The sequence below is a fragment of the Vibrio sp. 2017_1457_13 genome (genome assembly GCF_030851525.1).
Taxonomy (GTDB): Bacteria; Pseudomonadota; Gammaproteobacteria; order Enterobacterales; family Vibrionaceae; genus Vibrio; species Vibrio metschnikovii.
In genome coordinates this window covers 51,808-77,180 of record NZ_VHTA01000003.1, presented here as the reverse complement: position 1 = coordinate 77,180, position 25,373 = coordinate 51,808, and the positions used below count along the sequence as shown (strand labels likewise).

At 43.4% G+C, this 25,373-nt stretch carries 24 protein-coding genes; 10 read left to right on the top strand and 14 right to left on the bottom strand.

What is annotated here, in order from left to right; genetic code table 11:
• Window positions 1-86: 86 nt before the first annotated feature.
• The 8 genes from ybgE to cysS form a co-directional block, all read right to left on the bottom strand.
• On the bottom strand, window positions 87-398 hold the full coding sequence (gene ybgE, locus FKN88_RS04810; protein ID WP_154167717.1) for a cyd operon protein YbgE: 312 nt from the start codon (window positions 396-398) through the stop codon (window positions 87-89).
• Window positions 391-498: a cytochrome bd-I oxidase subunit CydX gene (gene cydX, locus FKN88_RS04805; protein ID WP_010319196.1), complete on the bottom strand. Its 108-nt coding sequence runs from the start codon at window positions 496-498 to the stop codon at window positions 391-393. Before cydX ends, ybgE begins: the two co-directional genes overlap by 8 nt.
• An 11-nt stretch (window positions 499-509) precedes the next feature.
• Window positions 510-1,646 (bottom strand): cytochrome d ubiquinol oxidase subunit II, encoded by a 1,137-nt coding sequence (gene cydB / locus FKN88_RS04800; RefSeq protein WP_004394961.1) that lies wholly within the window; start codon window positions 1,644-1,646, stop codon window positions 510-512.
• Between the two features lie 16 nt (window positions 1,647-1,662).
• Window positions 1,663-3,249, bottom strand: coding sequence for a cytochrome ubiquinol oxidase subunit I (gene cydA, locus FKN88_RS04795; RefSeq protein ID WP_154167714.1), 1,587 nt, complete (start codon window positions 3,247-3,249; stop codon window positions 1,663-1,665).
• Window positions 3,250-3,953: 704 nt separating this feature from the next.
• Entirely contained in the window at window positions 3,954-4,958 is a 1,005-nt protein-coding gene (ruvB, locus tag FKN88_RS04790; protein ID WP_115152648.1) for a Holliday junction branch migration DNA helicase RuvB, read from the bottom strand.
• Window positions 4,959-5,069: 111 nt separating this feature from the next.
• On the bottom strand, window positions 5,070-5,687 hold the full coding sequence (ruvA, locus tag FKN88_RS04785) for a Holliday junction branch migration protein RuvA (RefSeq protein WP_004394958.1): 618 nt from the start codon (window positions 5,685-5,687) through the stop codon (window positions 5,070-5,072).
• A 75-nt stretch (window positions 5,688-5,762) separates the two neighbouring features.
• Window positions 5,763-6,284, bottom strand: a complete 522-nt coding sequence (gene ruvC, locus FKN88_RS04780) for a crossover junction endodeoxyribonuclease RuvC (protein ID WP_004394957.1) — start codon at window positions 6,282-6,284, stop codon at window positions 5,763-5,765.
• A 197-nt stretch (window positions 6,285-6,481) separates the two neighbouring features.
• Window positions 6,482-7,864 carry a cysteine--tRNA ligase gene (gene cysS, locus FKN88_RS04775; RefSeq protein WP_154167712.1) on the bottom strand — a complete coding sequence of 461 codons (1,383 nt, stop codon included), beginning with the start codon at window positions 7,862-7,864 and terminating at the stop codon, window positions 6,482-6,484.
• A 146-nt stretch (window positions 7,865-8,010) separates the two neighbouring features.
• Here cysS and FKN88_RS04770 point away from each other — a divergent pair, with 146 nt between their 5' ends.
• The 4 genes from FKN88_RS04770 (at window position 8,011) to FKN88_RS04755 (ending at window position 11,131) form a co-directional block, all read left to right on the top strand.
• Complete coding sequence (locus tag FKN88_RS04770) at window positions 8,011-8,505, top strand: peptidylprolyl isomerase (protein WP_004394955.1); 495 nt, start codon at window positions 8,011-8,013, stop codon at window positions 8,503-8,505.
• 39 nt (window positions 8,506-8,544) lie between these two features.
• Window positions 8,545-9,279 carry a UDP-2,3-diacylglucosamine diphosphatase gene (gene lpxH, locus FKN88_RS04765; protein WP_154170623.1) on the top strand — a complete coding sequence of 245 codons (735 nt, stop codon included), beginning with the start codon at window positions 8,545-8,547 and terminating at the stop codon, window positions 9,277-9,279.
• A 122-nt stretch (window positions 9,280-9,401) separates the two neighbouring features.
• Window positions 9,402-10,613: an EAL and HDOD domain-containing protein gene (locus tag FKN88_RS04760; protein ID WP_154167709.1), complete on the top strand. Its 1,212-nt coding sequence runs from the start codon at window positions 9,402-9,404 to the stop codon at window positions 10,611-10,613.
• 59 nt (window positions 10,614-10,672) lie between these two features.
• Window positions 10,673-11,131 (top strand): YchJ family protein, encoded by a 459-nt coding sequence (locus FKN88_RS04755; protein WP_154167706.1) that lies wholly within the window; start codon window positions 10,673-10,675, stop codon window positions 11,129-11,131.
• A 21-nt stretch (window positions 11,132-11,152) separates the two neighbouring features.
• Here the strand turns inward: FKN88_RS04755 and FKN88_RS04750 are convergent, their stop codons facing one another.
• A complete protein-coding gene (locus FKN88_RS04750) occupies window positions 11,153-11,821 on the bottom strand; it encodes a DUF2057 family protein (RefSeq protein WP_187985091.1) in 669 nt (222 codons plus the stop codon).
• Between the two features lie 75 nt (window positions 11,822-11,896).
• Window positions 11,897-12,856 carry a porin gene (locus FKN88_RS04745; protein WP_154167701.1) on the bottom strand — a complete coding sequence of 320 codons (960 nt, stop codon included), beginning with the start codon at window positions 12,854-12,856 and terminating at the stop codon, window positions 11,897-11,899.
• 549 nt (window positions 12,857-13,405) lie between these two features.
• On the opposite strand from FKN88_RS04745, the gene dinG reads away from it, so the two are divergent.
• The 4 genes from dinG to xthA are packed head-to-tail and all read left to right on the top strand — an operon-like array spanning window position 13,406 to window position 17,101.
• Entirely contained in the window at window positions 13,406-15,478 is a 2,073-nt protein-coding gene (gene dinG, locus FKN88_RS04740) for an ATP-dependent DNA helicase DinG (RefSeq protein WP_187985092.1), read from the top strand.
• 2 nt (window positions 15,479-15,480) lie between these two features.
• On the top strand, window positions 15,481-16,113 hold the full coding sequence (gene priC, locus FKN88_RS04735) for a primosomal replication protein PriC (RefSeq protein ID WP_154167698.1): 633 nt from the start codon (window positions 15,481-15,483) through the stop codon (window positions 16,111-16,113).
• Between the two features lie 17 nt (window positions 16,114-16,130).
• The gene (rsmS, locus tag FKN88_RS04730; protein WP_040904204.1) at window positions 16,131-16,292 is read left to right on the top strand and encodes a pleiotropic regulatory protein RsmS; all 162 of its coding nucleotides are present in this window, start codon (window positions 16,131-16,133) and stop codon (window positions 16,290-16,292) included.
• Window positions 16,289-17,101, top strand: a complete 813-nt coding sequence (gene xthA / locus FKN88_RS04725; protein WP_154167695.1) for an exodeoxyribonuclease III — start codon at window positions 16,289-16,291, stop codon at window positions 17,099-17,101. The genes rsmS and xthA overlap by 4 nt, the downstream gene beginning before the upstream one ends.
• A 109-nt stretch (window positions 17,102-17,210) precedes the next feature.
• Here xthA and FKN88_RS04720 read toward each other — a convergent pair whose 3' ends face one another.
• From FKN88_RS04720 to FKN88_RS04705, 4 genes are all read right to left on the bottom strand, one after another.
• Complete coding sequence (locus FKN88_RS04720; RefSeq protein ID WP_154167692.1) at window positions 17,211-17,888, bottom strand: ABC transporter permease; 678 nt, start codon at window positions 17,886-17,888, stop codon at window positions 17,211-17,213.
• 2 nt (window positions 17,889-17,890) lie between these two features.
• Entirely contained in the window at window positions 17,891-18,631 is a 741-nt protein-coding gene (locus FKN88_RS04715; RefSeq protein ID WP_154167689.1) for an ABC transporter permease, read from the bottom strand.
• Between the two features lie 62 nt (window positions 18,632-18,693).
• On the bottom strand, window positions 18,694-19,470 hold the full coding sequence (locus FKN88_RS04710) for an ABC transporter substrate-binding protein (RefSeq protein ID WP_004394944.1): 777 nt from the start codon (window positions 19,468-19,470) through the stop codon (window positions 18,694-18,696).
• A 148-nt stretch (window positions 19,471-19,618) separates the two neighbouring features.
• Window positions 19,619-20,389, bottom strand: a complete 771-nt coding sequence (locus tag FKN88_RS04705; protein WP_004394943.1) for an ABC transporter ATP-binding protein — start codon at window positions 20,387-20,389, stop codon at window positions 19,619-19,621.
• Window positions 20,390-21,050: 661 nt separating this feature from the next.
• Here FKN88_RS04705 and FKN88_RS04700 point away from each other — a divergent pair.
• Window positions 21,051-22,595: a DUF3360 family protein gene (locus tag FKN88_RS04700; RefSeq protein ID WP_158138622.1), complete on the top strand. Its 1,545-nt coding sequence runs from the start codon at window positions 21,051-21,053 to the stop codon at window positions 22,593-22,595.
• 313 nt (window positions 22,596-22,908) lie between these two features.
• Window positions 22,909-25,185 (top strand): formate C-acetyltransferase, encoded by a 2,277-nt coding sequence (pflB, locus tag FKN88_RS04695; RefSeq protein ID WP_154167686.1) that lies wholly within the window; start codon window positions 22,909-22,911, stop codon window positions 25,183-25,185.
• The last annotated feature ends 188 nt before the right edge of the window (window positions 25,186-25,373 follow it).

Sequence of the window (25,373 nt, the reverse complement as noted above, 5' to 3'; positions counted from 1 at the left end):
GTTGGAATGTGCTAAAAAAATAGCGCTATCTGATTAAAAGATAGCGCTATCGTTACTTTGCTGTCGTGTCAGTCTTATGAATGACTTTACGATGCTCCTGAAAAACGCAAGAACAAGAACCCAACGAGGATTGGCAGTGAAAAGTAAGGACTAAAAACGCCTTGCCATAACCAATAACGTGGCTTGAAACCAACCCCGTAAACCATACTTGAACACATTGCCCAAATCAGTAATGGACCAATAATGGCATTGAACCCACCAATACTCACTGCATAGGCTTCAGGATCCCACATGACCATTGCAACATGGTAAAACCCTAACACCATAACTAATGCTCTAAGAGCACCTTTATCTAATGGTTGATGCAGTCTAGTGAGTCGTTCAGACCAATCACTCACGGTCTTTATCCATCATTTCAGAGTGCTCTAACCAAAGAGCATTGATGATGCCAAACGCACAAGCCAGCAATACACCAAGAATCCATGCAAAATACCACATTGTTTCGCTCCTTAGTAAAGTGAGTTGTTGTTATCTTCGATGTACTTGTTATCCAAGCGACCGAACATTTTATAGTAAGACCATACCGTGTAACTCAAGATAATAGGGACCATAACAAAAGCTACCCCAGTCATTAAGTTCAGAGTTAACTCACTCGATGTTGCATCCCACATGGTTAGGCTATGACTTGGTACTAAGTCTGAAGGCATGACAAATGGGAACATCGCAAAACCAGCGGTTAAGATGATCCCAGCATTACCAAGACTTGATACTAAAAACGCCAAAGCGCATTTTTCAAAACGTGACGCTAAAACAGCCAGTAGCGGCATAACCACCCCAAGCGCAGGAGCCAACCACAAGATAGGATACTGTTGGAAATTATGCATCCAAGCACCCGCTTCACGAATTACTTCTTTATTTAGCGGATTAGAGGCAGCCGAAGTATCAATTGCACTGACAATCACATAACCATCAATATGTTGAATCCAAAAACCACCCAACACAAACAAGACAAAGGTTAACAAACCGGCTAATTGTGCGGTATTGCGTGCACGAGTATGCAAATCGCTGGTGGTTTTCATTTGTAACCACGTGGCACCTTGCATCAAGATCATAAACAAGCTAACTAATCCGCACACTAAAGCAAAAGGATTGAGCAAGCCAAAGAATGAACCGTGATAACTTGGCATCATCAGTTCGTTCAATTGGAAAGGAACGCCCTGTAACAAGTTACCAAACGCGACACCGAAAATGATTGGTGGCACAAAACCACTGATCGAGATACAAATGTCCCAGGTATTACGCCATTTTGGATCTTCTATCTTAGAGCGATAGTCTAAGCCCAGAGGGCGTAACCAAAGCGCAGCAAGAGTGACCATCATCGCCAGATAAAATCCAGAGAATGATGTGGCATAAACCAAAGGCCAAGCGGCAAATAGTGCACCACCAGCGGTAATGAGCCACACCTGGTTACCATCCCAGTGAGGGGCAATCGAGTTAATCATCACTCGACGCTCAGAGTCGTTTTTACCCAAAATGGGGACTAATGCTCCAACCCCCATATCAAAGCCATCGGTGATGGCAAAACCGATAAGTAGGACACCAATCAGTACCCACCAAATCAGTCGTAAGATCTCGTAATCAAACATATTGCTTTCTCCTTGCCTAGGCTTCGACTTGACGGTTGACTTTGTCTTCCAACGAGCTGCCATTTTGTTCGAAATGGTAGCGGCCAGTTTTCAAGCTACTTGGGCCTTTACGAATGAACTTCAGCATTAAATACACTTCAGCAATAAGGAATAACGTATACAGCGCTAAGATCGCAATCAGTGATGTCCAAATTTGTCCCGCCGTCAATGCGGATGCCGCAACGTTAACCGGAAGTATTTCACCTACCGCCCAAGGCTGACGACCGTATTCAGCGACAAACCAACCCGCCTCAGCAGCAATCCATGGTAATGGAATACTCCATAGTGCCGCTTTGAGCACCCACTTTTTCTGCTCGATTTTTTGGCGACAAGTTTGAACAAACGCCGCGCCGAACACAAACAACATAATAAAGCCACAGACCACCATGATACGGAAAGACCAGAATAGCGGCCATACCGTAGGGATAGAATCGTCTGCTGCGGCTTGGATTTGCGCCTCTGTAGCATCAACAACATTCTCAGTGTATCGTTTTAGCAGTAAGCCATAACCGAGATCTTGCTTAACCTCATTAAAGGCCAGCATGTTCTCTTCCGATTTATCACCAGCACGAAGTTGCTGTAATAGGTCGTAGGCATACATACCATTACGGATACGATCTAAATGCTCTTCACGTAGATCACGTAAACCGGTGACTTCTTTATCTAATGAACGAGTCGCGATAATCCCCATCAGATAAGGAATTTTGACCGCATAATCCGTTTGCATCGTTTCTTGGTTAGGAATACCAAATAGGGTAAACGCAGCAGGAGCAGGTTCAGTGTGCCACTCAGACTCGATAGCCGCTAGTTTTACCTTTTGTACATCACCCAGCTCATAACCTGATTCATCACCCAGTACAATTACAGACAGAACTGCGGCAATACCAAAAGAGGCAGCGATAGCAAATGAGCGACGAGCGAACGCAACATCACGTCCCTTCAGTAGGTAGTAAGCGCTGATACCAAGAATAAACATCGCCCCGGTGGTGTATCCAGCTGCCACTGTATGAACGAATTTAACTTGTGCGACCGGGTTGAGTACCACATCAGCAAAGCTAACCATCTCCATACGCATGGTTTCAAAATTGAACTCAGCACCTACAGGGTTTTGCATCCAACCGTTAGCAACAAGAATCCACAAGGCAGAGAAACTAGAGCCTAAAGCAACCAGCCAAGTTACGGTAAGGTGTTGGCGTTTAGAAAGCCTATCCCATCCAAAGAAGAACAAACCGACAAAGGTTGATTCTAAAAAGAAAGCGACCAGCGCTTCAATGGCGAGCGGCGCACCAAAAATATCGCCGACGTAGTGGGAATAGTAAGACCAGTTAGTTCCGAACTGGAACTCCATGGTCAAGCCAGTCGCCACACCCAGTGCAAAGTTAATCCCGAAAAGCTTACCCCAGAACTTTGTCATGTCCTTATAGATTTGCTTATCGGTCATTACATAAAGTGACTCCATAATGGCGAGTAAAAACGCCATGCCCAAAGTCAATGGAACGAATAAGAAGTGATACATCGCTGTCAGTGCAAACTGCAACCGCGATAGCTCCACTACATCAATCATGGTAACTCCTTTGTGTCGGCTGAATGACACTTATGACATAACGCCCAACGTATACGTGAATTAAACGTAAGATCACCGCTTAATTTCTTGTAATGAATTGTTGCAATTATGTGCCGTTGTGGTTAGTAAATCGTTAAGCTCTAGCTAATATAGCTGCGACTAATACTACTGCCAAAGACCCTGAGTTTCAAAGGGTTTGTTTGGGAAAGCGCTTTGATTTAAATCAATTTCCGTGACACATCAATGCGCAAAAAAACAACAAAATGATACAAATCAAGAAAAGGTCAGATTGGGTGTTTTAATAAGGTAAAAAAAAGCAGAGTGGATACGGATATTAAACACAATCAGTTAACAATAAACTCAATTAGTCTATTTTTCGTCATTTTAAGTAATGTGTAAAAATGTGACCAAAATAAAAATATTTTGAGCTTATTCCGCTTTTTCTATCGTGGAGTATTAAGCACTCTCCTCACGTCGCTTCATGTCGCCACTCAATAGCCAGCTAGGCTCTGACATAAACACACATAAATCATATAGAGCACGTATGACATGGTCATAAAGGAATCACAGGAGATATTTTGCAGATAAGGTAACCTCAATACTGCCGATAGTTGAAGCATTCGGCAGTATTGAGGTTATTGATCAGAAAAGCGAAGCTTTACCTCGATTAATGATGAAATAGCGTATCGAATTGAAATCAGAGACTACTTTTCTATTCCAAAATGCAGATAAGCTCGATCGGTTGCAATACGTCCACGAGGGGTACGCTGCAAATAACCTTGCTGAATAAGGAAAGGTTCTAATACATCCTCAATGGTATCTTTCTCTTCGCCAATCGCCGCGGCCAAGTTATCAAGCCCAACCGGGCCACCAGAGAATTTTTCCATGATCGCCAACAGTAGCTTTCTGTCCATATAATCAAAACCGAGATGATCGACATCAAGCATATCGAGCGCTTTACCCGCCGTATCCAGACAGATATGTCCATTTCCTTTCACTTCTGCATAATCTCGCACTCGGCGCAATAAGCGGTTAGCAATCCGTGGTGTACCTCGCGCGCGGCGCGCGACCTCTAATGCCCCATCCGCATCCATTGATAGTCCAAGGCATTGCGCGCTGCGCTGCACAATATTCTGTAAATCAGCGACATTGTAATATTCTAGACGTTGGACAATACCAAAGCGGTCGCGTAATGGTGAAGTGAGCGATCCAGCGCGGGTGGTAGCTCCAATCAGGGTAAAAGGCGGCAAATCGATTTTAATTGACCGAGCAGCAGGACCTTCACCGATCATAATATCTAATTGGTAATCTTCCATAGCAGGATAGAGTACTTCTTCGATCATTGGACTCAGACGATGAATTTCATCAATAAATAGAACATCATTTTCATCCAAATTGGTCAGCAACGCGGCAAGATCACCGGCTTTTTCCAATACTGGACCTGAGGTAGTACGAATATTCACGTCCATTTCGTTAGCGACAATATTAGCTAACGTAGTTTTCCCCAGTCCAGGAGGACCAAAAATTAATAAGTGATCGAGAGGTTCACTGCGTTTTTGTGCCGCTTGGATAAAAATTTCCATTTGATCACGAACATGATCTTGTCCTTGATAGTCGGCAAGTTTTTTCGGTCGAATAGCCCGATCAATCACTTCTTCCTCTTTAAAAGCAGGACTGATTGGGGCAATAAGGCGATCGGCTTCGATCATAACAGAGATTCCCATGGTGTAATGATAAGGGCGACAGAGTCAGTCTTAATTAGCATAGTTCAAGGTGGTAAGTGAGACGCTGCAGCCACGCAGACAATAAACCTATCATCATCAGACCATTGATTTTAATGCTTCTCTAATTAATTGCTCACTGGTCATTCCCGGTTTTGCCATTTGAGAAACCACTTTAGAGGCTTGGACGGGTTTATAACCTAAAGAAAGTAAGGCACTGATCGCCTCTTCTTGAGCATTTTGCTCTGCAGTTACAGGGGAATGATCTAATGGTGCAGCATCCGTCGCTGGGGTAAATAAGTCGCCACTTCCCCAGCCTTTAAGACGGTCTTTCATCTCAACTAATAATCGTTCGGCGGTTTTTTTACCTACTCCAGGCAGTTTAATCAAGGTTGAGATATCCTCACGTTCAACGCAAGCCACAAACTGGCTTGCCGTCATACCGGATAAAATCCCCAGTCCCATCTTCGGACCAACCCCATTGGCTTTGATCACTTCTCGAAATAAAGCCCGCTCGCTCACCGTATTAAAACCATACAAAAGTTGGGCATCTTCGCGGACCACAAAATGCGTGTAGATGATCGCTTCTTCATTAATGTTCGGCAGTTCATAAAAACAACTCATCGGCATTTGTACTTCATAACCAACGCCATTGACTTCAATCACGATTTGCGGAGGTTGTTTTTCTATTAATAGGCCACGCAGACGTCCAATCACTGGAATTTCCTTGCTGATAACTAGGAGAGAATGAGTTAGATAATAATAAATAACTGGATGGATAGCCAGTTAAACTCAGCGATAACGTCCACGCCGAGCATGAGTGGCTTTACCAGCTAAAGCCAATAACGTTTTATTGGTGTTGGCATGGCAGATAGCAACCCCTAACGCATCCGCGGCATCCGCTTGAGGCTTTGCTGGTAATTTTAACATTTGTTGCACCATATGCTGGACCTGAGTTTTATCCGCCCCCCCTGTCCCAACTACCGCTTGTTTAATCAAGCGTGCCGCGTATTCATAAACGGGTAAATCAGCATTCACGGCGGCGACAATGGCACTACCACGAGCTTGACCCAGTTTTAACGCTGAATCGGCATTTTTCGCCATAAATACTTGTTCAATAGCAAAAGCATCTGGCTGAAATTGAGTGATGATTTCACTTACCCCAGCGTAAATTTGTTTGAGTCGTAAAGGAAACTCCTGCTCTGAGGTACGAATACAACCACTACCAAGATAAATAAGCTGACGGCCTTGTTGACGAATAACGCCATAACCAGTAATGCGTGATCCGGGATCGATGCCCAGAATTATTGACATGTTTTATTCCTAGTTGAACGACCTAAACAACATCTGATTATCACCAGTCCGTGAACGCAAGCTATTAACATAGCTAAAAATATCGTGGACAAGGCATAAAGCGTCATTCATCACTCGCCACGTTAGATAAAAAGATAATACTCAGCAGAAAAGAACACAGCGGGCCATAAACCCGCTGTGTCGTAGACATGGTTGGCTTATTTGCGTCGCCAAGTGGTTCCGTTCGGACCATCCTCTAAAATAATGCCCATCTCTGTCAGCTTGTGACGAGCAAGATCCGCATTAGCCCAATCTTTATTCGCGCGTGAGTCATTACGCAGTTTGATCAACGCTTCGATTTCCTCGGCTTGGTCATCATTTGCAACCGAACTTTGCAAAAAGCGTTCTGGCTCTTGGTATAGAATACCAATCACATCCGCTAACTCGCGCATTAATGCCCCTAAAGCACTCGCCTGAAGCATATCTTCTGTTTTAAGTCGGTTAACTTCACGTGCCATATCAAATAAGACCGAGTAGGCCTCTGGGGTATTAAAATCATCATTCATCGCGCTGGTAAAGCGGCTGACATACTCTTCACCACCAGCCGCTGCGACCGTCATATCCAAACCACGCAAGGCAGTATAGAGACGCTCTAAAGACGCTCGAGCTTGAGTGAGGTTTTCTTCACTGTAATTTAATTGGCTACGATAATGCCCAGACATTAAGAAATAACGTACGGTTTCTGGGTCATAATGTTGCAACACATCACGAATGGTAAAGAAATTACCCAGCGATTTTGACATTTTTTCTCTGTCTACCATCACCATGCCACTGTGCATCCAAGTATTCACATACTGGGTATCATGAGCGCAGCAAGATTGGGCAATTTCATTTTCATGATGAGGAAACTGTAGATCCGAGCCACCACCATGGATATCAAAGTGATTACCCAAGATAGAAGAATTCATCGCTGAACACTCAATATGCCAACCAGGACGTCCAGGCCCCCATGGGGATTGCCACGTGGGTTCGCCCGGCTTAGACATCTTCCATAATACAAAATCGAGTGGGCTACGTTTTGCAGTCTCAATATCAACGCGAGCACCGGCCTGCAGTTGGGTTAAATCTTGCTTGGAGAGTCGGCCATACTCTTTAAATTTGCTGACCTCAAACATAACATCGCCATTGTCTGCAACATAAGCAAAACCGCGATCAATTAGCCGTTCTACCAAAGCAATGATTTCTTCAATATAAGCCGTGGCACGTGGTTCTACATCAGGACGCAATATATTGAGCGCATCAAAATCGGTGTACATCTCTTGAATAAGTCGTTCCGTCAACGAGTCACAAGATTCTTCATTCTCAGCGGCACGTTTAATGATTTTGTCATCAATATCAGTAATGTTGCGCACGAAAGTTAAATCATAACCCAAATAGCGTAAGTAGCGTGATACCACATCAAAAGAGACAAAGGTACGACCGTGACCAATATGACAGAGATCGTATATGGTGACTCCACAGACATACATGCCAACTTTTCCGGCTGTAATGGGTTTGAATTCCTCTTTCTGTCTTGTGAGTGAGTTATAAATCTTCAGCATGATCTCTATCTACTTACCGTTAATTACTAAAATGATGAACGAGTATAACAACTCTATTATCACTAGGTCATCCATTTGGTGTTTTGAATGCGCAAAAAGTTAGGCTAAAATCAGCCATTCATACAAAACAAGTAAAGGTAATAGCTATGATCACCCTACATACCAATTTTGGTGACGTAAAAATTCAACTGAATACCGAGAAAGCCCCTGAAACCAGTGCTAACTTTTTGCAATACTGTCGTGATGGTTTTTACGATAACACGCTTTTTCATCGTGTGATTGATGGCTTTATGATCCAAGGTGGTGGTATGACTTCTGGTCTCCGAGAAAAAGCCACTCGTGCGCCAATCCGTAATGAAGCAAACAATGGGTTAAGCAATAAAACAGGCACACTGGCAATGGCACGTACCATGGATCCACATTCAGCCAGCTCGCAATTCTTTATCAACGTCAATGACAACACTTTCCTTGATTTTAAATCTGAAAGTCGTGACGGCTGGGGATACTGCGTCTTTGGTGAAGTGATTGAAGGTATGGATATTGTTAATAAGATCAAAACCGTTAGTACCGGTTCTTATGGCATGCATCAAGACGTCCCACTGGATGAAGTAGTGATTACTCATACCACTATCGCAGAATAATCAATGGATGGAGCGCGGCTGCGCTCCATTAACGGCCTTATGCACACACTGTTTATCTCAGATCTTCATCTGACCCCTTCGCGCCCCGATATTACGGATTGTTTCATTCAGTTTATGCGCAAGGACGCCATACAAGCCGATGCTCTCTACGTATTGGGGGATTTATTCGACTTTTGGATCGGAGATGATGATCCCACCCCTTTTAGTCAGCAAATTAAACAAGAGTTTCAACAACTGACGTCTGCTGGTGTACCGTGTTACTTCATCCATGGTAATCGCGACTTTTTAGTGGGTAAACGTTTTGCTAAAGACACTGGCGTGACCTTACTTGAGCAAGAGGCACGGATCAACTTGTACGGCACATCCGCGGTGGTATTACATGGTGATACCTTATGCACCGAAGATGTTCGTTATTTAGCCTACCGTGAAAAAGTCCATCAACCTTGGCTACAATGGGTATTTAACCGACTCCCTTATTGCTTAAAAAAACGTATTGTTCGCCGTGTACAAACCGATATTCGCAGCGATAAAGTTCATAAAGCCATGGAGATCATGGATGTCACCCCTAGCGAGGTGGTCAATGTAATGAACAAACATCAAGTGGCGCTGATGATCCATGGTCATACCCATCGACCAGCCATTCATCATATCGATAAAGATGGGACAAAAATCCGGATCGTTCTTGGCGATTGGCATCATCAAGGATCGGTACTGCGCTATTCTCCACAAGGCTACGCTTTAGAAACGCTCCCTTTCATCACAAGGGTTGATTAGCTTTCAATAATCAAAGACTCTTTTCAAGAGCATCCATTGGGTTAGCTTAACAGACGTACTACTATTAATGGTGGTACGTTAAGACGATAGACAACGGATAGATAATAAAGAAGGGCACGCTATTGAAGTATTCCTATATTGCTAGGCAACCGATTTTAGATCGAGATCGTAACACCGTCGGTTATGAACTACTGTTTCGTGATGGTCCTAACAATACCTTCCCACAAATCGATGCTGAACTTGCCACCAGCCGATTGTTATCAGACCACTTTTGGTCAGTACAATATCGTGCCGGGAAATTATGGGAATTTGTTAATTTTCCTTATCAAAGCTTAATTAACCTCGTACCAACCCTATTTCCTTCCAGTAACTTAGTTATCGAGGTACTGGAAGGCTGTACACCCACCGAGGAACTCCTTAATGCGATCATTGAGCTCAAAAAGCTCGGTTATACTATTGCCCTCGATGATTTTGTACCCAGTAAAGAGTGGGCAGCTTTTTTACCTCATGTCCACATTATAAAATTTGATATTCATACTGTTCCTATTGAAAAAGCACGCCTATTTATTAAAAAAAATCAAAAATATAATATTCAATTTTTAGCCGAGAAAGTTGAAACTTATCAAGAGTTTGAGCTAGCAAAACAAGCAGGGTTTTGTTACTTCCAAGGTTATTTCTTTAGTCAGCCAGCGTTAATTCAACGAAAAGCACTGGAACCCGCATTTTTAACCATCGTGCAACTATGCAAAGAAATTGCCAAGGAAGAGATTAACTATCAAGAGTTAGGAAGATTAATCAGTAAAGATTTGACGCTCTCGTATAAATTGCTGACCTTTGTCAATTCTTCGGTCATGGTGAGCTCAAAAATACGCTCCTTTAAACAAGCCCTAGTTTATCTGGGTGAGACAAGATTACGTCGCTTTGTCTCTTTAGTCGCGATTGCCTCCACTCATAAAGATAAGCCTGATGCACTGTATGGTTTATCCATTCAGCGAGCTCGTTATTGTGAATTATTGTCTCTCAATATTGCAAATGCCGACCAATCAGGTAATGCTTTCCTAACAGGAATGTTTTCACTGATTGATGGCTTACTCGATCAACCCTTGGCAGATATTATTGAAGAGATGCCGATTGAACAGCAAGTCAAAGACGCGATTGTTTCAGGGTCCGGTCAGTTAGGTAAGGTATTGCAACTGATTAAAGCGTATGAACAAGCCGAGTGGCAAACCGTGAACGACCTTGCTCACCAGCTCTCATTACCTGAACAAACCATCAGTGATTGTTATCATCAAGCGGTTCATTGGACTGCAGATTTGTTCAATAGCCATCAGTAGACAGCTATCTCCATTATCCTTAAACTTCGTTGATTATTTTTCTATGATGATTTTATTTTATGGATATCTGCTATTGTCAACGCCAAGTTGAATATGCCAAATGCTGCCAACCGATTCATTCTGATCCTACTAATGCACAGACTCCAGAGCAATTAATGCGAGCTCGCTATAGTGCCCATGTATTAGGTTTAGTCGATTTTGTCATCAATACTTATCACCCCTCTTGTGACGCCGAGCTTCAGCGAGATGCCATCGCAGATTCAATCAATAGCCAATGGACAGGATTAGAAGTCGTACGAACGTGGTTGGGGAATAATCCCAACGAAGGCTTTGTACACTTTAAAGCCTTCTTTATTGATCAGCAGCAAACGCTTTGCCTAGAAGAACAATCACGTTTTGTGAGGGAAAAGAAGCAGTGGTTCTACATTGACGGCACCTTTCCAAAGCACAATAAAGTCGGACGTAATGAGCCATGTCCCTGTGGGAGCGGTAAAAAATTCAAGCAATGCTGTGGGTAAATTGTTTTTCAGTCTTCCCAATTACTCTTGCTGATTGATCCATTGACGAAAGACGGCTTTCTGCTGCTGATTCGCTTGCAAATAGAGCTGTTGCAGTTGACTGACAAGAGAGTCTTCATCGGCAGTCGGAAGCGGCTGAGAGTGACTAGGTATCGATTTAGCGTGATTATCCACCGTCAGATAGCTCATGCTAATTGACGCTTTGCCGGATTGTTTATTGTATTCTATCACATTATCAATAAAATTTTGTCCGAGTACAAAGCCGCTGATGGCGATAATGTCACTGGTCTGTTCAACTGGCCGTTGGTTGGTAGTATCAATCAATTGCCAAGTAAAGTGATCAATCTCTCTTCGCGCTTGCTGAGCGTTGCGATAATCGGGTAACTGAAAAGTTAGCTTTTGATTTTCAGCATTAAACTTCAATATGACTAATTCACTGCTGACCGTCTCTATCGTATCGCGATTCACAAATGGCTGGGAGTAACGAAAAGCGATTTGATGCGTCCCATTAGGCAAAATCAACGTTTTATTGCTGCTAAATAGCCCACCTTCGAGCCGCGGTTTTTCTAAATTGACTACGGATAAGTTAATCGCCTCAGGCACCACCAATTGCACTTGTGCGTGAGCCAGACTAACCATACTGCAAACCAGTAAGCATCCACGCCAGATTAGATTGATATAAGTCGTCATTACAATCGTTTCTCCCATAAAAAACATTAAAAAAGCCCAGCATTGCTGGGCTTATAGTAACAATAACGTTATGAATTACCAGTAAACACGAGCACCGATAGCAAGGCTGCTTACGTTTTTCTCGTTGTCAGTATCGTTGAAACCGTATTCAACATAAGTACGTGCCCATTTAGCAAACATATACTCAGCACCTAGGTATAGGTTAGTAATGTCGGCCGCATCGTTCTTACCGTCGATAAATTGTGCACCACCGTAAAGCGACGTTTTTGGAGCAACTTCGTACTTAGCACCTAGGTGGAAACCATTAGATTTCACTTTACCATCAGTCAGTTTGTTCTTATCTTCGTTATAAGCATAAGTAAAACCAACCATACCTTTACCTAATAAGTACTCAGCTGTCGCTTCAAAGTAAGTTGACTCAACATTTTTCACGCCAACTTTGTCAGTCATTGAAGCGCCACCAATATGTAGAGCCCATGAATCATAAGTGGTACCAGCATAGATCTCGAACAACTCAGCATTGGTGTTGTTCTCAGCTAGGTTGTATTGTGCTTTCACCCAGCTATTGTCTAGATCCAATTGGTATTTAATTGCACTGCTTTGCCAAAAGTTTTCTTTAGTATCCAGACCACCACGATATGGCGCCAAACCATAATGGTACGAATATTCCGCACCGTAAACATCATCATAGATTGGGATCTGTTTACCGTAGGTCATTACACCGTACTCTGAACTCATACCGATGTAGTGCTGACGCAATTCCCAGCTTTCACCAACACGGTACTCAACTTTAGCAACAACGTCCAAACCTTCTTCAAGAGCTTTGTAAGTTAGGTTTACCCCAACACGTGAAGAGCCTTGCTCGATTTTAGGATCAACACTGTTACCGTTTGCATCTTTTTCGTTTGTAAACTCAACGTGCTGACGAAGTTGACCGTAGAAATCAACAGTCACGTCGTCCGATTTGTAGATATCTGCTGCGTTTACTGACGTTGCTGCTGAGGCAACCAGTAGTGCGACTAGAGTTTTTTTCATAATAATCCACTGCCTTTTCTTAGTATGGGAATTCCGTTTCGGTTCCCTTAGTTTTAGAAGATGGTCGGCTAACTCTGCGGTTAGTTACCATCGCCACTAAATTCGAGCTTTAGATTGCAAAAGAATACGGCACATGTCAAATATGAAAAAAAATATTTATAAAAACAACATAAATCATTAAATAACAACAACTTAAATAAAAATTTTGTTCTATTGATAAGCGTTAAAGCTGCAAAACATAATTAATAATAAATGTTAAATAGTTTAACATTACACCAATAACCAGAACTTAAATCTAAATTAAAGGCATTTTTCAGACTAGTAAACCAAAACTAAGAAAATAAAAAGGCTTAAAAACCAAAATGCATCTTGAACATCTTAAGTGTATGAAGGTTCAGTTTTTTTTTGTGAGCAAGATCTAGAATTGATTTAAAAGCAGGCAATTATCGAGCTTATGGCTCCAAAATTTTCGATTTCATCCGACAAAATTCCCCACCGCTCATCTAAAAAGCTGTGTTACTATCCGGCTCCTGCTACTTAGGTCCCGTTATGTTAACCACAAAAATTCAACAATCGATTCGTACCAGTTACCAAAATCTGCACCATCAGTTGGATAATTTTATCCCTCGTCGTGCACAAAATTTTCTGGTCGCAGAAATTGCTAAAACTCTCTGTGGTCAATATCACGCTTCAACCCGCATGATCGTAGCAGAAGCAGGAACCGGGATTGGTAAATCACTCGCTTATCTAATGGCCGTCATACCCGTTGCACTGCTTAATCAACGTAAGGTGGTGATATCCACCGCAACCGTGGCTTTGCAAGAACAGTTAATGCACAAAGATTTGCCGCTGTATCGCCGTATCACCGATCAAAACTTTTCTTTACTGATCGCCAAAGGCCGACAACGTTATTGCTGCACTGAAAAATTAGCGGCAGCTTGTGGTAACGATGACAACCAGTTAGCGATGTTTGAAACCAAACCTGCAGCAAAAGAGATTGAACAATTACAAACACTTTATCTGCAGCTAAAAAACGGTCAGTGGGATGGCGATAGAGACAGTTGGCCAAGTCCTATCTCTGATTTGGCGTGGTCAACCATTGTCAGTGATAAACACAGTTGTAATGGTAGCTTCGCCGCTCATCGAGATTGCCCTTTTCAAAAAGCTCGATCAGCAATGGATAAAGCCGATGTCATTATTGCCAATCACAGCTTGGTGATGGCCGATGCCGACTTAGGTGGAGGCGTAATTCTTCCTGAACCTGAAAATACCATTTATGTGTTTGACGAAGCGCACCATCTGCCTCATGTGGCCCGTGAACATGCCTCAGCCTCAGCCAGTATGAAAGGCAGCGTTAGTTGGTTAGAAAAGCTCAATCAAGCGCTCGCGCGCGCAATATCGCTAGCGGATGCCAAACGAGTCGCACGCTTTGAAAATGAAGCGCGTAACGCCTTACAACAACTGATCCCGCTACTCAATCAACTACCAAATCAGTTTGATTCCAGCGCTTTTGAAGAGAATGTGCTGCGTTTTGAACATGGTGAGCTGCCTAACTGGCTTGAAGAACAAGCTAAAGAGCTTAAGCTGCATTCTCAAAAAGCCAACCAAGCCGTGAGCAAAATTACCGATTTAATCGCCGAACGTGTCAAAGACGGTGAACTGGCCAGCCGTTTAGCTGAGCCTGTTCTCGCCGAATTAGGTTTCTTCTTACAACGTTTAGAAAAACTCGCCCAAGTCTGGCAATTAATGGCTGAGCCTAAACGAGAAAAAGGAGCCCCACTCGCACGCTGGTTAGCAATCCATAGCGAACGAGAAGGCGACTATATTGTTAATGTCTCTCCTCTTGAAATTGGTTGGCAGTTGGATCAACAAATTTGGAGTCGCTGTGTGGGGGCGATTTTGGTCTCTGCGACGATGCGAGCCTTAAATTCATTCAGTTTCTTTTGTCGTCAGGCTGGGATCAGTGAAAAACCAGAAGATGGCGTACGATTTTTAGCCTTATCCTCTCCGTTTGATTATCAAAACCAAGCCAAGCTATTGATCCCTAAGATGGATTATGAGCCGCAAGCGGCACAATATACCGATCATCTCGTCGAAAAGATTCATCAGTACATTGTCCCCAATCAAGCCAATTTGGTCCTGTTTGCTTCTTACTGGCAAATGAAAGAAGTTGAACAAAAAATCAGCAAAAAATTTCTAAAAAAAGCTTGGGATTGGCAAATGCAAGGTACAACATCCAGAACTGAGCTGCTCAATAAACATAAAATGCTCGTGCAATGCGGCAAAACAAGCATCCTTTTTGGTACTGGTAGCTTTTCGGAAGGGCTCGATCTTCCGGGGGAACTTTTACAAAACGTCATCATAACCAAAATTCCTTTTGCTGTGCCTAGCTCCCCCGTTGAACAAGCCCATGCTGAATATATTCAGCAACGCGGTGGTAATCCCTTCTTGCAAATTAGTGTCCCTGAGGCGAGTAAAAAATTAATTCAAGCCGTGGGGCGATTATTGCGTAAAGAAAGTGATTCTGGCCGAGTAGTGCTGCTTGACCGACGTATCGTCTCTAAACGCTACGGTAAAGCTCTTTTGGATGCGCTTCCCCCTTTTCAACGAATTATTGAATAATCATGGTGAAACCGTTATTCCCCGCTCGCTCTAAACGATTGACTCACAGTAAACCTATCACTAACGATGACCGGTTCGGATCAGCGACTAAACGGCTGCAACGCTTAATGCGTCACGCCGAGCTTATCGACACACAATATCGTCATCACACTAGGCGCTGGTTTGATAATCAATTGTTCAAAAAAAATGTCTTCTCATTAAAGTCGTGTGCGCATGAAGCGGAACAGACGCTCTCTCAATTACACCACATTTGTCATGCCTCCAGCCCCTGTCTGGTGCAAGTCGAACACCTAAGCGATCGTTTATGTACTCAATTAGAGGCGTTGCAACGCGTGGTTGACGAATGGGAGAATAGTTTGCAACGCGATGGGCTAGATAGCGAACATCCTACTTTAGCTAAGGATATGAGTGAATCTCAATTAGCCGAACAGTTAATCCAGCATCAACGATGGGAGCAGCGTCTATTGACGTTGGTGCTTAACCGACAATATCAACTTGAACAAACCTCAGCACGCTACTATCCACAGGCACAACAAGCGCTATTTTTAGCCAAACAGCGTCTTAACCGTTGCCAACAAGCGAAAGCGATCATTGAAGCACAACTGATTAACCTGCAGAATAACGGCTCACAATAGAACGATGAGAACAAGATATGTCCCCTCTCCCAACTTTAGATGATGCGCCCGATGAAATTAAGTTGGCCGTCGATCTTATCTATCTTCTCGAATCGAATCAGGTGGATCCACGCACTGCCTTACTCGCTCTCGATTACGTAAAACGCGACCTTGAAAGCAAATTAAAGGAAGATAAATGAAAATTGTCAGTTTTAATATCAATGGATTACGAGCAAGACTGCATCAGCTGCAAGCCCTAATTGATAAACATCAACCCGATATTATCGGCTTGCAAGAAATCAAAGTGCACGATGAAGCATTTCCTGTCCAAGCGGTGGAAGCGATGGGTTATCACGTCTATTTTCACGGCCAAAAAGCCCATTACGGCGTGGCATTGCTATGTAAAAAAGCGCCACTGGAAGTGCAAAAAGGCTTTCCAACGGATAATGACGACCACCAGAAACGAATGATTATCGGCACATTTCTTGATGAGAATGGCGATAAAGTAACGGTATTGAACGGTTATTTCCCACAAGGAGATAATATTCATCACGAAACCAAGTTCCCTTATAAGCGTCAATTTTATCAAGATTTAATGAATTATCTCACTGACTATCACACACCAGATGAAGCGATCGTTGTGATGGGTGACATTAACATCAGCCCTATCGATTTAGACATTGGTATTGGTGAAGTGAACCGTCAACGTTGGCTAAAAACAGGGAAATGCTCCTTCCAACCGGAAGAGCGTCAATGGCTACAACGCTTACTGGACTGGGGATTAGAAGATACTTTCCGTAAACTTCATCCCAGCGTTGAAGACAAATTTTCGTGGTTTGATTACCGCTCTAAAGGATTTGATGATAACCGTGGCCTGCGTATTGATACCATTCTCGCGACACCTTCACTCGCTGTAGACTGCGTTGAATCCGATATTGATTACCCACTGCGAGCGATTGAAAAGCCCTCTGATCATGCGCCGATTTGGGCAGTATTTAAGCGTAATTAATCATTTACTCGGTGATTTGCTATTAGCTATTAACAGTCACCGAGTACATTCTCCTCTGAACAGTAGAGCATCTGATCGACGAAAAGCCTATATCAACATTTATTTAGTGCTAACTGATCGGCCTTAAATAAGCCAAGAAACGTTTTTCGGCACGCTTGAAGCACCATAGAATCAAAAATGTCAGCGATAAATAAAACAGTCCAGCGACTAAAAACGCTTCAAAAGGCGCATAGTAGCGAGAGCTGACTAAACGAGCCGTCCCCGTAAGATCAAGTATCGTCACAATACCGGCCACTGCGCTGCCGTGTAGCATAAAAATGACCTCATTACTGTACGCAGGGAGCGCCCGACGTAATGCACTGGGTAAAACAATCCGCCGATAGGTCAACCATGGACTCATGCCATAAGCTTTTGCCGCTTCAATTTCCCCTTTCGATAGACCATTAATCGCGCCACGGATAATCTCGGCAGTATAAGCGGAAGTGTTTAAAATAAAGGCCACCAAAGCACAGAACCAAGCATGTTCCCACCAGGTATCCTTCACTGGGAAGAATTGATCCATACCGTAATAGATCAAATACAGCTGCACTAACAGTGGAGTGCCACGAAAGAAATAGATGTAACACCAAGCAGGTAGCCATATCACCCACAGTGAGCTATTACGAGCAATCGCTAAGGGAATAGCCACAGCTAAGCCGATCACTAAAGATAACCCCACCAACCAAACGGTGGTCCATAACCCAGAAAAATACAGAGGTAAGCTTTGTAAAATGACTGAAAAATCCATCGCTACCTCGTTTGAATAGTAAATTTACGCTCAACCCACTTCAGTAATCCGGTGGAAACGCTGGTGAAAAATAGGAAAATCAAGGCAACAGATAAATAGAAAGTAAAAGGCATTTGCGTTGAACCGGCGGCTAATGAACTGACTCGAACCATGTCTTCTAAACCAATAATCGAGACCAATGCAGTGGTTTTTAACAACACTAACCAGTTATTACCAAAACCAGGCAGTGCATGTCGTATCATCTGCGGCAACAGAATTCGGCGAAAAGTGAGCAACCCGCTCATACCATACGCTTTAGCCGCTTCTAGCTGACCTTTATCAACCGCCATCATCGCGCCGCGAAAGGTCTCTGCCATGTAAGCTCCAAAGATAAATCCTATCGTCAACACTCCTGCAATAAATGGACTGACATTGATATAGTCCGGTAGGTAAGAGACCCACTGATGATCGGGATTGCGTGATAATAAGAGTGAATTAAGCCATTCATTGATGGCAAATAAACTGTTATTTAATAAGATTTGCCCACCAAAGAAAATCAGCATCATTAAGACTAAATCAGGGATACCTCTGACTACCGTGGTGTACAACGTGGCAATACTTCTTGCAAAACGGTATGGCGCTAACTTAGCTAATGCACCGAGCATGCCCAGTATCATCGCTAATAACAGTGACCATAATGCCACTTGAATCGTCAGCCACGCACCTTGCAAAATAGCCGTTTCATATCCTTGAAGATCGAGCATTTACGCCTTCCTTGCTCAAAATATGGGGGCGAATTCACCCCCAATTACGTAGGTTTTCGTGGTTACTCACCATACACATCATAACTAAAGTATTGTGCCGCGATTTGTTGATAAATGCCTTTTTCTCGCAGCGACGCTATCGCACGGTTAAGTTGTTCGGTTAGGGCTTTATCTTGTTTACGAACTGCAATCCCCATCCCTTCTCCAAACCATTTAGGATCGGTTAATGAAGGTCCGACAAACTCATAACCGTCGCCTCCTGGTCGATTAAGCATCCCTTCTTCTAGCGCAGAGGCATCACCCAATACCGCTGCGATTCGCCCATTCGCTAAATCAAGATACGCATCATCAAATGATCCATATCGAACGATATTGACTGAACGACCATAGTTATCGGTTAGGTATTTATCATGCGTGGTGGCTCGTTGGACACCGATACGTACCCCTTTTAGGCCTTCTGGCGTAAAATCAAGATTAGCGTCCTTTTTAGCAATGAAACGATTCGGGATTTGTGCGTATTTCTTTGTAAAATCAACACGTTTTTTACGCTCTTCAGTAATGGACATCGCCGCAATAATGGCATCGTAACGACGAGCTAATAGTGACGGAATGATGCCATCCCAATCTTGTGGAATAATCACGCATTCGACTTGCATTTCAGCACAAAGCGCATTAGCCATGTCCACATCAAACCCACGCAGTGAGCCATCCGCCTCTGTCCAACTAAAAGGAGGATAAGCGCCTTCGATACCAAAACGCACCGTTTTCCATTCTTTCGCTTGCGCAATACCCGACAATGCTGAGGCTGCTATCGCTACGATTAATAACCACTTTTTCATTTCCCTACTCCTGTGATGGTATGGTTGCCCTGCTCTTTTTCTCCTCAAGGAGGATTAAGAAACAGTGACGATATAACACTTTGAAATCCCTATCTGAGTTACCGTTAAAACCAAGGGGTTAACCAAGGTAGCGCGATACCCTCAGCGTTTAATAAATCGATGAGATAAATTGCTTTAACCGAGGAGAGTTTGGCTGAGTAAACAATTGGCGAGGATCGCCTTGCTCTTCAACCACACCTTGATGCAAAAACAGCACATGATTAGAAACATCTCGCGCAAAGGCCATTTCATGGGTGACAACCAACATGGTTCTGCCTTCTTGCGCTAAATCTTTCATCACCCCAAGCACTTCGCCGACAAGCTCCGGATCCAATGCCGATGTGGGTTCATCAAACAGTAATACTTCTGGTTCAACGGCTAAAGCTCGAGCAATCGCTGCGCGTTGCTGCTGACCGCCAGATAAATGACCGGGGTAATAATCACGGCGTTCATATAACCCGACTTTTTTGAGCAGTTTTTCTGCACTCGCGATGGCTTGATCTTTACCGAACCCCAGAACATGAATGGGAGCTTCAATCACATTTTCTAATACCGTCATATGTGACCAGAGATTAAAGCCTTGAAACACCATGGCAAGGCGCGAACGAATTCGTTGCACTTGCTTTTCACTAACGGGTAATGATGCGCCTTGTCGGTTAGTTTTCATTTGGATTAATTCATTGTTCACCCAAATTTCACCGGAAGTCGGTATTTCCAGAAGATTGATACAGCGTAGAAAGGTACTTTTTCCTGATCCCGATGAGCCAATAATCGAGATCACATCCCCTTTGTGAGCTTGTAATGAAATGCCTTTTAACACCTCATTCTGTCCAAAGGCTTTGTGGAGATTTTTTATATCCAGCGCGGGTACATCATTCATGCGCTTTCGCTCCCTGTCATGAATCAACACTGAGCAATCCTGCTCATTTTTGGTACAAACTAGCATTCAAATTGCGAGCACGCAACAAATTGTTAACCATAGGTAATTTGGATTTTTATTTTATTTACATGCATTTAAAGTCAAATAAAGCCATTAAAAAATCACATTGGGGAATAAAAAACCACCAGCGGTGAAAATCACCCATCTGGATAAGTGTGTTTTTTGTTAACAGAGACCGCTTTTTTGTGTCCTGAGTCCCTCTTTGTTAACAGGTTTCATTTAATGATAAGCGCATTTTCAATACTATCTCTCAACCCACAGGCCGTATCGAAGCATCACACCCATGATTTTAAGCGATGTTGCAAATTCTATTTTGTGTAAAAACATTTCAAACAAGTAGGCACTATGTGGCTGATTTTTGGGATTTTATGTAGTTTTATTTCATATAATATCTTAAAGTGATCAAGATCAATCATCCTAGTCGATTAGCACGTTAAACTCGCCAACAAATAAAAAGATTAATAATGCTCTATAGTCATAATGTTAGTTAACACAATGGCATAACAAAACTAACGTTATCACTACGCAAATAATCGCTTTCCCAATCGCCAGTTACATTGAATTCAACCAGAATTATTAACTTTATTAATATGAGGAATCTATGTCAGACGTCATCAATCAAGAGCGTTCAGACATCGAGACGAAGAGTTATCAAGAACTGCATCGTCCATCATCTGAGTTTGCTAGCCGCTCCGATTATCTAGACCATGAACTGCAAATCATGAAGCCTCGTCGCTTCGCGTTGAACCTTCCTGGTCGTGACTTCCGCTTTGAATGGGAAGATTTGGTCCCAGCTCTCGCTGGAACCATTGGTATTATTGCCATGTACTCTGCGGTAATGATGTCTTGGGCCGAAGGATTAACCGCCGCTTGGGATCATATCGAACTGGGTAAAGAGTTTGCGATTGAGGTCGCTCGGGTTGAAATGCTGATCCCCGCGCTTTTGTTCTGTATTCTTTCTTCTGGATTTTTTAATCCGCGCGCTAACCTTGCTGGCAACCACGGACCAATGATCCCCCTCATTGCTACCATCGCCCTAGCAGGTGCTCACCCACTTGCTTTAGCTATTTTATTGGGGGTATTTGGTCTATTACTCAGCTACTTTAAAGGTGGCTCTAAGCTGGTAAACCTGACATCGGAAGGCACCGCTGGCGGACTATTAATCTTCCTCGGTTTTACCGGTGCGATGAGTCAAATTGGCTCCATTCAGACCTGGGCAACCGGTTTGGAATCTGCGACTATCGAAGCGGGTAGCCTTGGTTATATCGGTTTAATCGTATTGGGCATTAACATTGTTATCTATGCACTTTTAGCTAAATACGGTAAACGCTGGTTAGCCATTCCTATCTGTGCTTTTTCTGGTTTACTGATTGCTTTGGCACTTGGTGCTGGCTTTGATTTAACCTTTCAAACTGAAATGGGGCTACCAAATTTAAGTCCAGTTTACTGGTGGGGCTCAACCGAACAAGGTTGGATGCTTGGTTTACCTAACTTAGAGCACTTTATTGCTTCGCTACCTTTCGCCATCCTTGCTGTGGCAATGTGGTCACCGGACTTCTTAGGCCATCGAATTTTCCAAGAGCTTAACTATCCGCGTAAAACAGAAAAAGTCTTGATGGATGTGGATGACACGATGACCATGTGCTCGGTTCGTCAAATGGTCGGTACAGCCGTTGGTGGTGGTAACATTACATCGTCTTGGGGAACCTATATGATCCCGGCAGCCATCGCGAAACGTCCGATCCCAGCAGGCGCGATTTTATTGGGTTCATTGTGTATTATCGTCGCGATTCTTGGCTTCCCAATGGATGTTGCGGTATGGCCACCCGTTATGCGTATTGCACTATTAGTCGGCGTGTTTCTTCCACTACTAGAAGCAGGCATGCAAATGGTCAGAAATACCAAAGATGCACAGGCAGCGGGGATCTGTATCTTTGGTTCTGCGGTCGTCAATCCGGTATTGGCTTGGGCATTAACCATGTTTTTGGATAATAATGGTTTCATCGGTGATAAAGAACGCGCCTCACGCTTATCTTTCATCGATAAAATTATCATTCCTTGTGGGGTATTAATTATCTGTTTAGTCGCTATGCTAGCGGTCGGTATGCTTGAGAGCCAATACGGTCTTAAGGCATGGCTACATTAAGCAAGATACCAAAATTGAGTCTACAATGATTCACAAGTCTTGGTAGTACCTTGGGTAGTGTTTAAACACTACCCAAACTTTATCTGAATTTTTGAAGTTTTATTGATTTAGTTTAAGGTTTGCAATTTTTTTTTAGCTTACATTGGTTATTAAAGGGAACGAGTAATCCTATTTATACTCAAACAGATGAGTATATCGGTTTAACGATAAATAAGGTTATTCATAGAGTGTACTGCCTCTTGTGTGACACAAGATAGCTGGCTCAACGGCGAAACAGTACGTGTTTTTTCTACTATATAAAGGTAGGTATGTCATGGCAGAGCAATTTGCTAAAGCTTGGGAAGGTTTTGCTGCAGGTAACTGGCAAAATGAAGTTAACGTTCGTGATTTTATTCAAAAGAACTACACACCGTATGAAGGTGATGAATCTTTCCTAGTTTCTGAAGGTACTGAAGCAACCAATAAGCTTTGGGCACAAGTAATGGAAGGCATTAAACAGGAAAACGCAACTCATGCGCCTGTTGATTTTGACACTTCTGTTATCTCTACCATCACTGCTCACGATGCAGGTTACATTAACAAAGATCTAGAGACTATCGTTGGTCTTCAAACTGAGAAGCCTCTTAAGCGTGCGCTGATCCCTAACGGTGGTATCCGTATGGTTGAAAGCTCATGCAAAGCCTACGATCGTGAGCTTGATCCTCAAGTTAAAAAAATCTATACCGAATACCGCAAAACGCACAATGCTGGCGTGTTCGATATTTACACTCCAGAAATCTTAGCCTGCCGTAAATCAGGGGTATTGACTGGTCTTCCTGATGCTTATGGCCGTGGTCGTATTATCGGTGACTATCGCCGCGTTGCGTTGTACGGTATTGACTTCTTAATGCAAGATAAACTGGCTCAGTTCACTTCGCTGCAAGAGAAATTTGAAAACGGCGAAGATCTGCATATGACCATGCAACTTCGTGAAGAAATTGCAGAGCAACACCGTGCGCTTGGCCAGATGAAAAAAATGGCAGCAAAATATGGTTTCGATATCTCTCGCCCAGCAGAGACCGCGCAAGAAGCCATTCAGTGGACTTACTTCGGCTACCTTGCCGCTGTTAAATCTCAAAACGGCGCAGCGATGTCTCTAGGTCGTACCTCTACGTTCCTTGACGTCTATATCGAACGCGATATGAAAGCAGGTAAAATCACTGAAGCTCAAGCTCAAGAGATGATTGACCATTTCGTGATGAAACTACGTATGGTTCGCTTCCTTCGTACCCCTGAATACGATGAACTCTTCTCTGGCGACCCAATTTGGGCAACCGAATCTATGGGTGGTATGGGTCTTGACGGCCGTACGCTAGTCACTCGTACTAACTTCCGTTTCCTAAACAGCCTATACACCATGGGGCCATCTCCAGAGCCAAACATCACTGTGCTTTGGTCTGAAAAACTGCCTGATGGTTTCAAACGTTTCTGCGCCAAAGTATCTATTGATACATCGTCGATTCAGTACGAAAACGATGACTTGATGCGCCCAGACATGGACTCTGATGATTACGCAATCGCTTGTTGTGTATCGCCAATGATCGTCGGTAAACAAATGCAATTCTTTGGTGCTCGCGCTAACTTAGCGAAAACCATGCTTTACACCATTAACGGTGGTGTCGATGAGAAGCTGAAAATCCAAGTCGGTCCTAAAATGGACAAGATCACTGGTGAGTATCTTGACTATGATGAGCTATGGGACAAGATGGACCACTTCATGGATTGGTTAGCTAAACAATATGTCACCTCATTGAACGCTATCCACTACATGCACGATAAGTACAGCTATGAAGCGGCACTTATGGCGCTGCATGACCGCGATGTACGCCGTACTATGGCTTGTGGTATTGCTGGTCTATCTGTTGCTGCCGACTCATTGTCTGCCGTGAAATACGCGAAAGTGAAGCCAGTTCGTGATGAAGATGGTATTGCTATCGACTTCGAAATCGAGGGTGACTACCCTAAATTTGGTAACAATGACTCACGCGTTGATGATATTGCTTGCGAACTCGTTTCTGTGTTTATGAACAAAATTCGTAAACTAAAAACTTACCGTGATGCGATCCCAACTCAGTCTATCTTAACCATCACCTCTAACGTGGTTTATGGTAAGAAAACGGGTAACACACCTGATGGTCGTCGTGCTGGCGCACCATTCGCTCCAGGTGCTAACCCAATGCACGGCCGTGATGAAAAAGGGGCGGTTGCTTCATTGACTTCGGTTGGTAAACTGCCGTTTGCTGATGCAAAAGATGGGATTTCTTATACTTTCTCTATCGTGCCAAATGCACTAGGTAAAGATCAGGATTCACAACGTGCCAACCTCGCTGGTTTGATGGATGGTTACTTCCATCACGAATCAGGCATTGAAGGCGGTCAGCATTTGAACGTTAACGTGCTTAACCGTGACACGTTACTTGATGCGGTTAAACACCCAGAGAAATACCCACAGTTGACTATTCGTGTGTCTGGCTATGCGGTACGTTTCAACTCGTTAACGACAGAGCAACAACAAGACGTTATCGCGCGTACGTTTACTGAATCACTGTAAGTTATTCGGACCATCGATATTGATCAAAAACCTCGCTCTCTGAGCGAGGTTTTCTTTTGCATGGCATAAATCGTTGCAATATCACATCATCTATCGCTACATGAAAAAATCTGCTTACCTACTGAAAAATAAGCGTTACACTAGGGTCTAATGGATCTGAATGATAGGCATGCCCATCTCTGACCTAC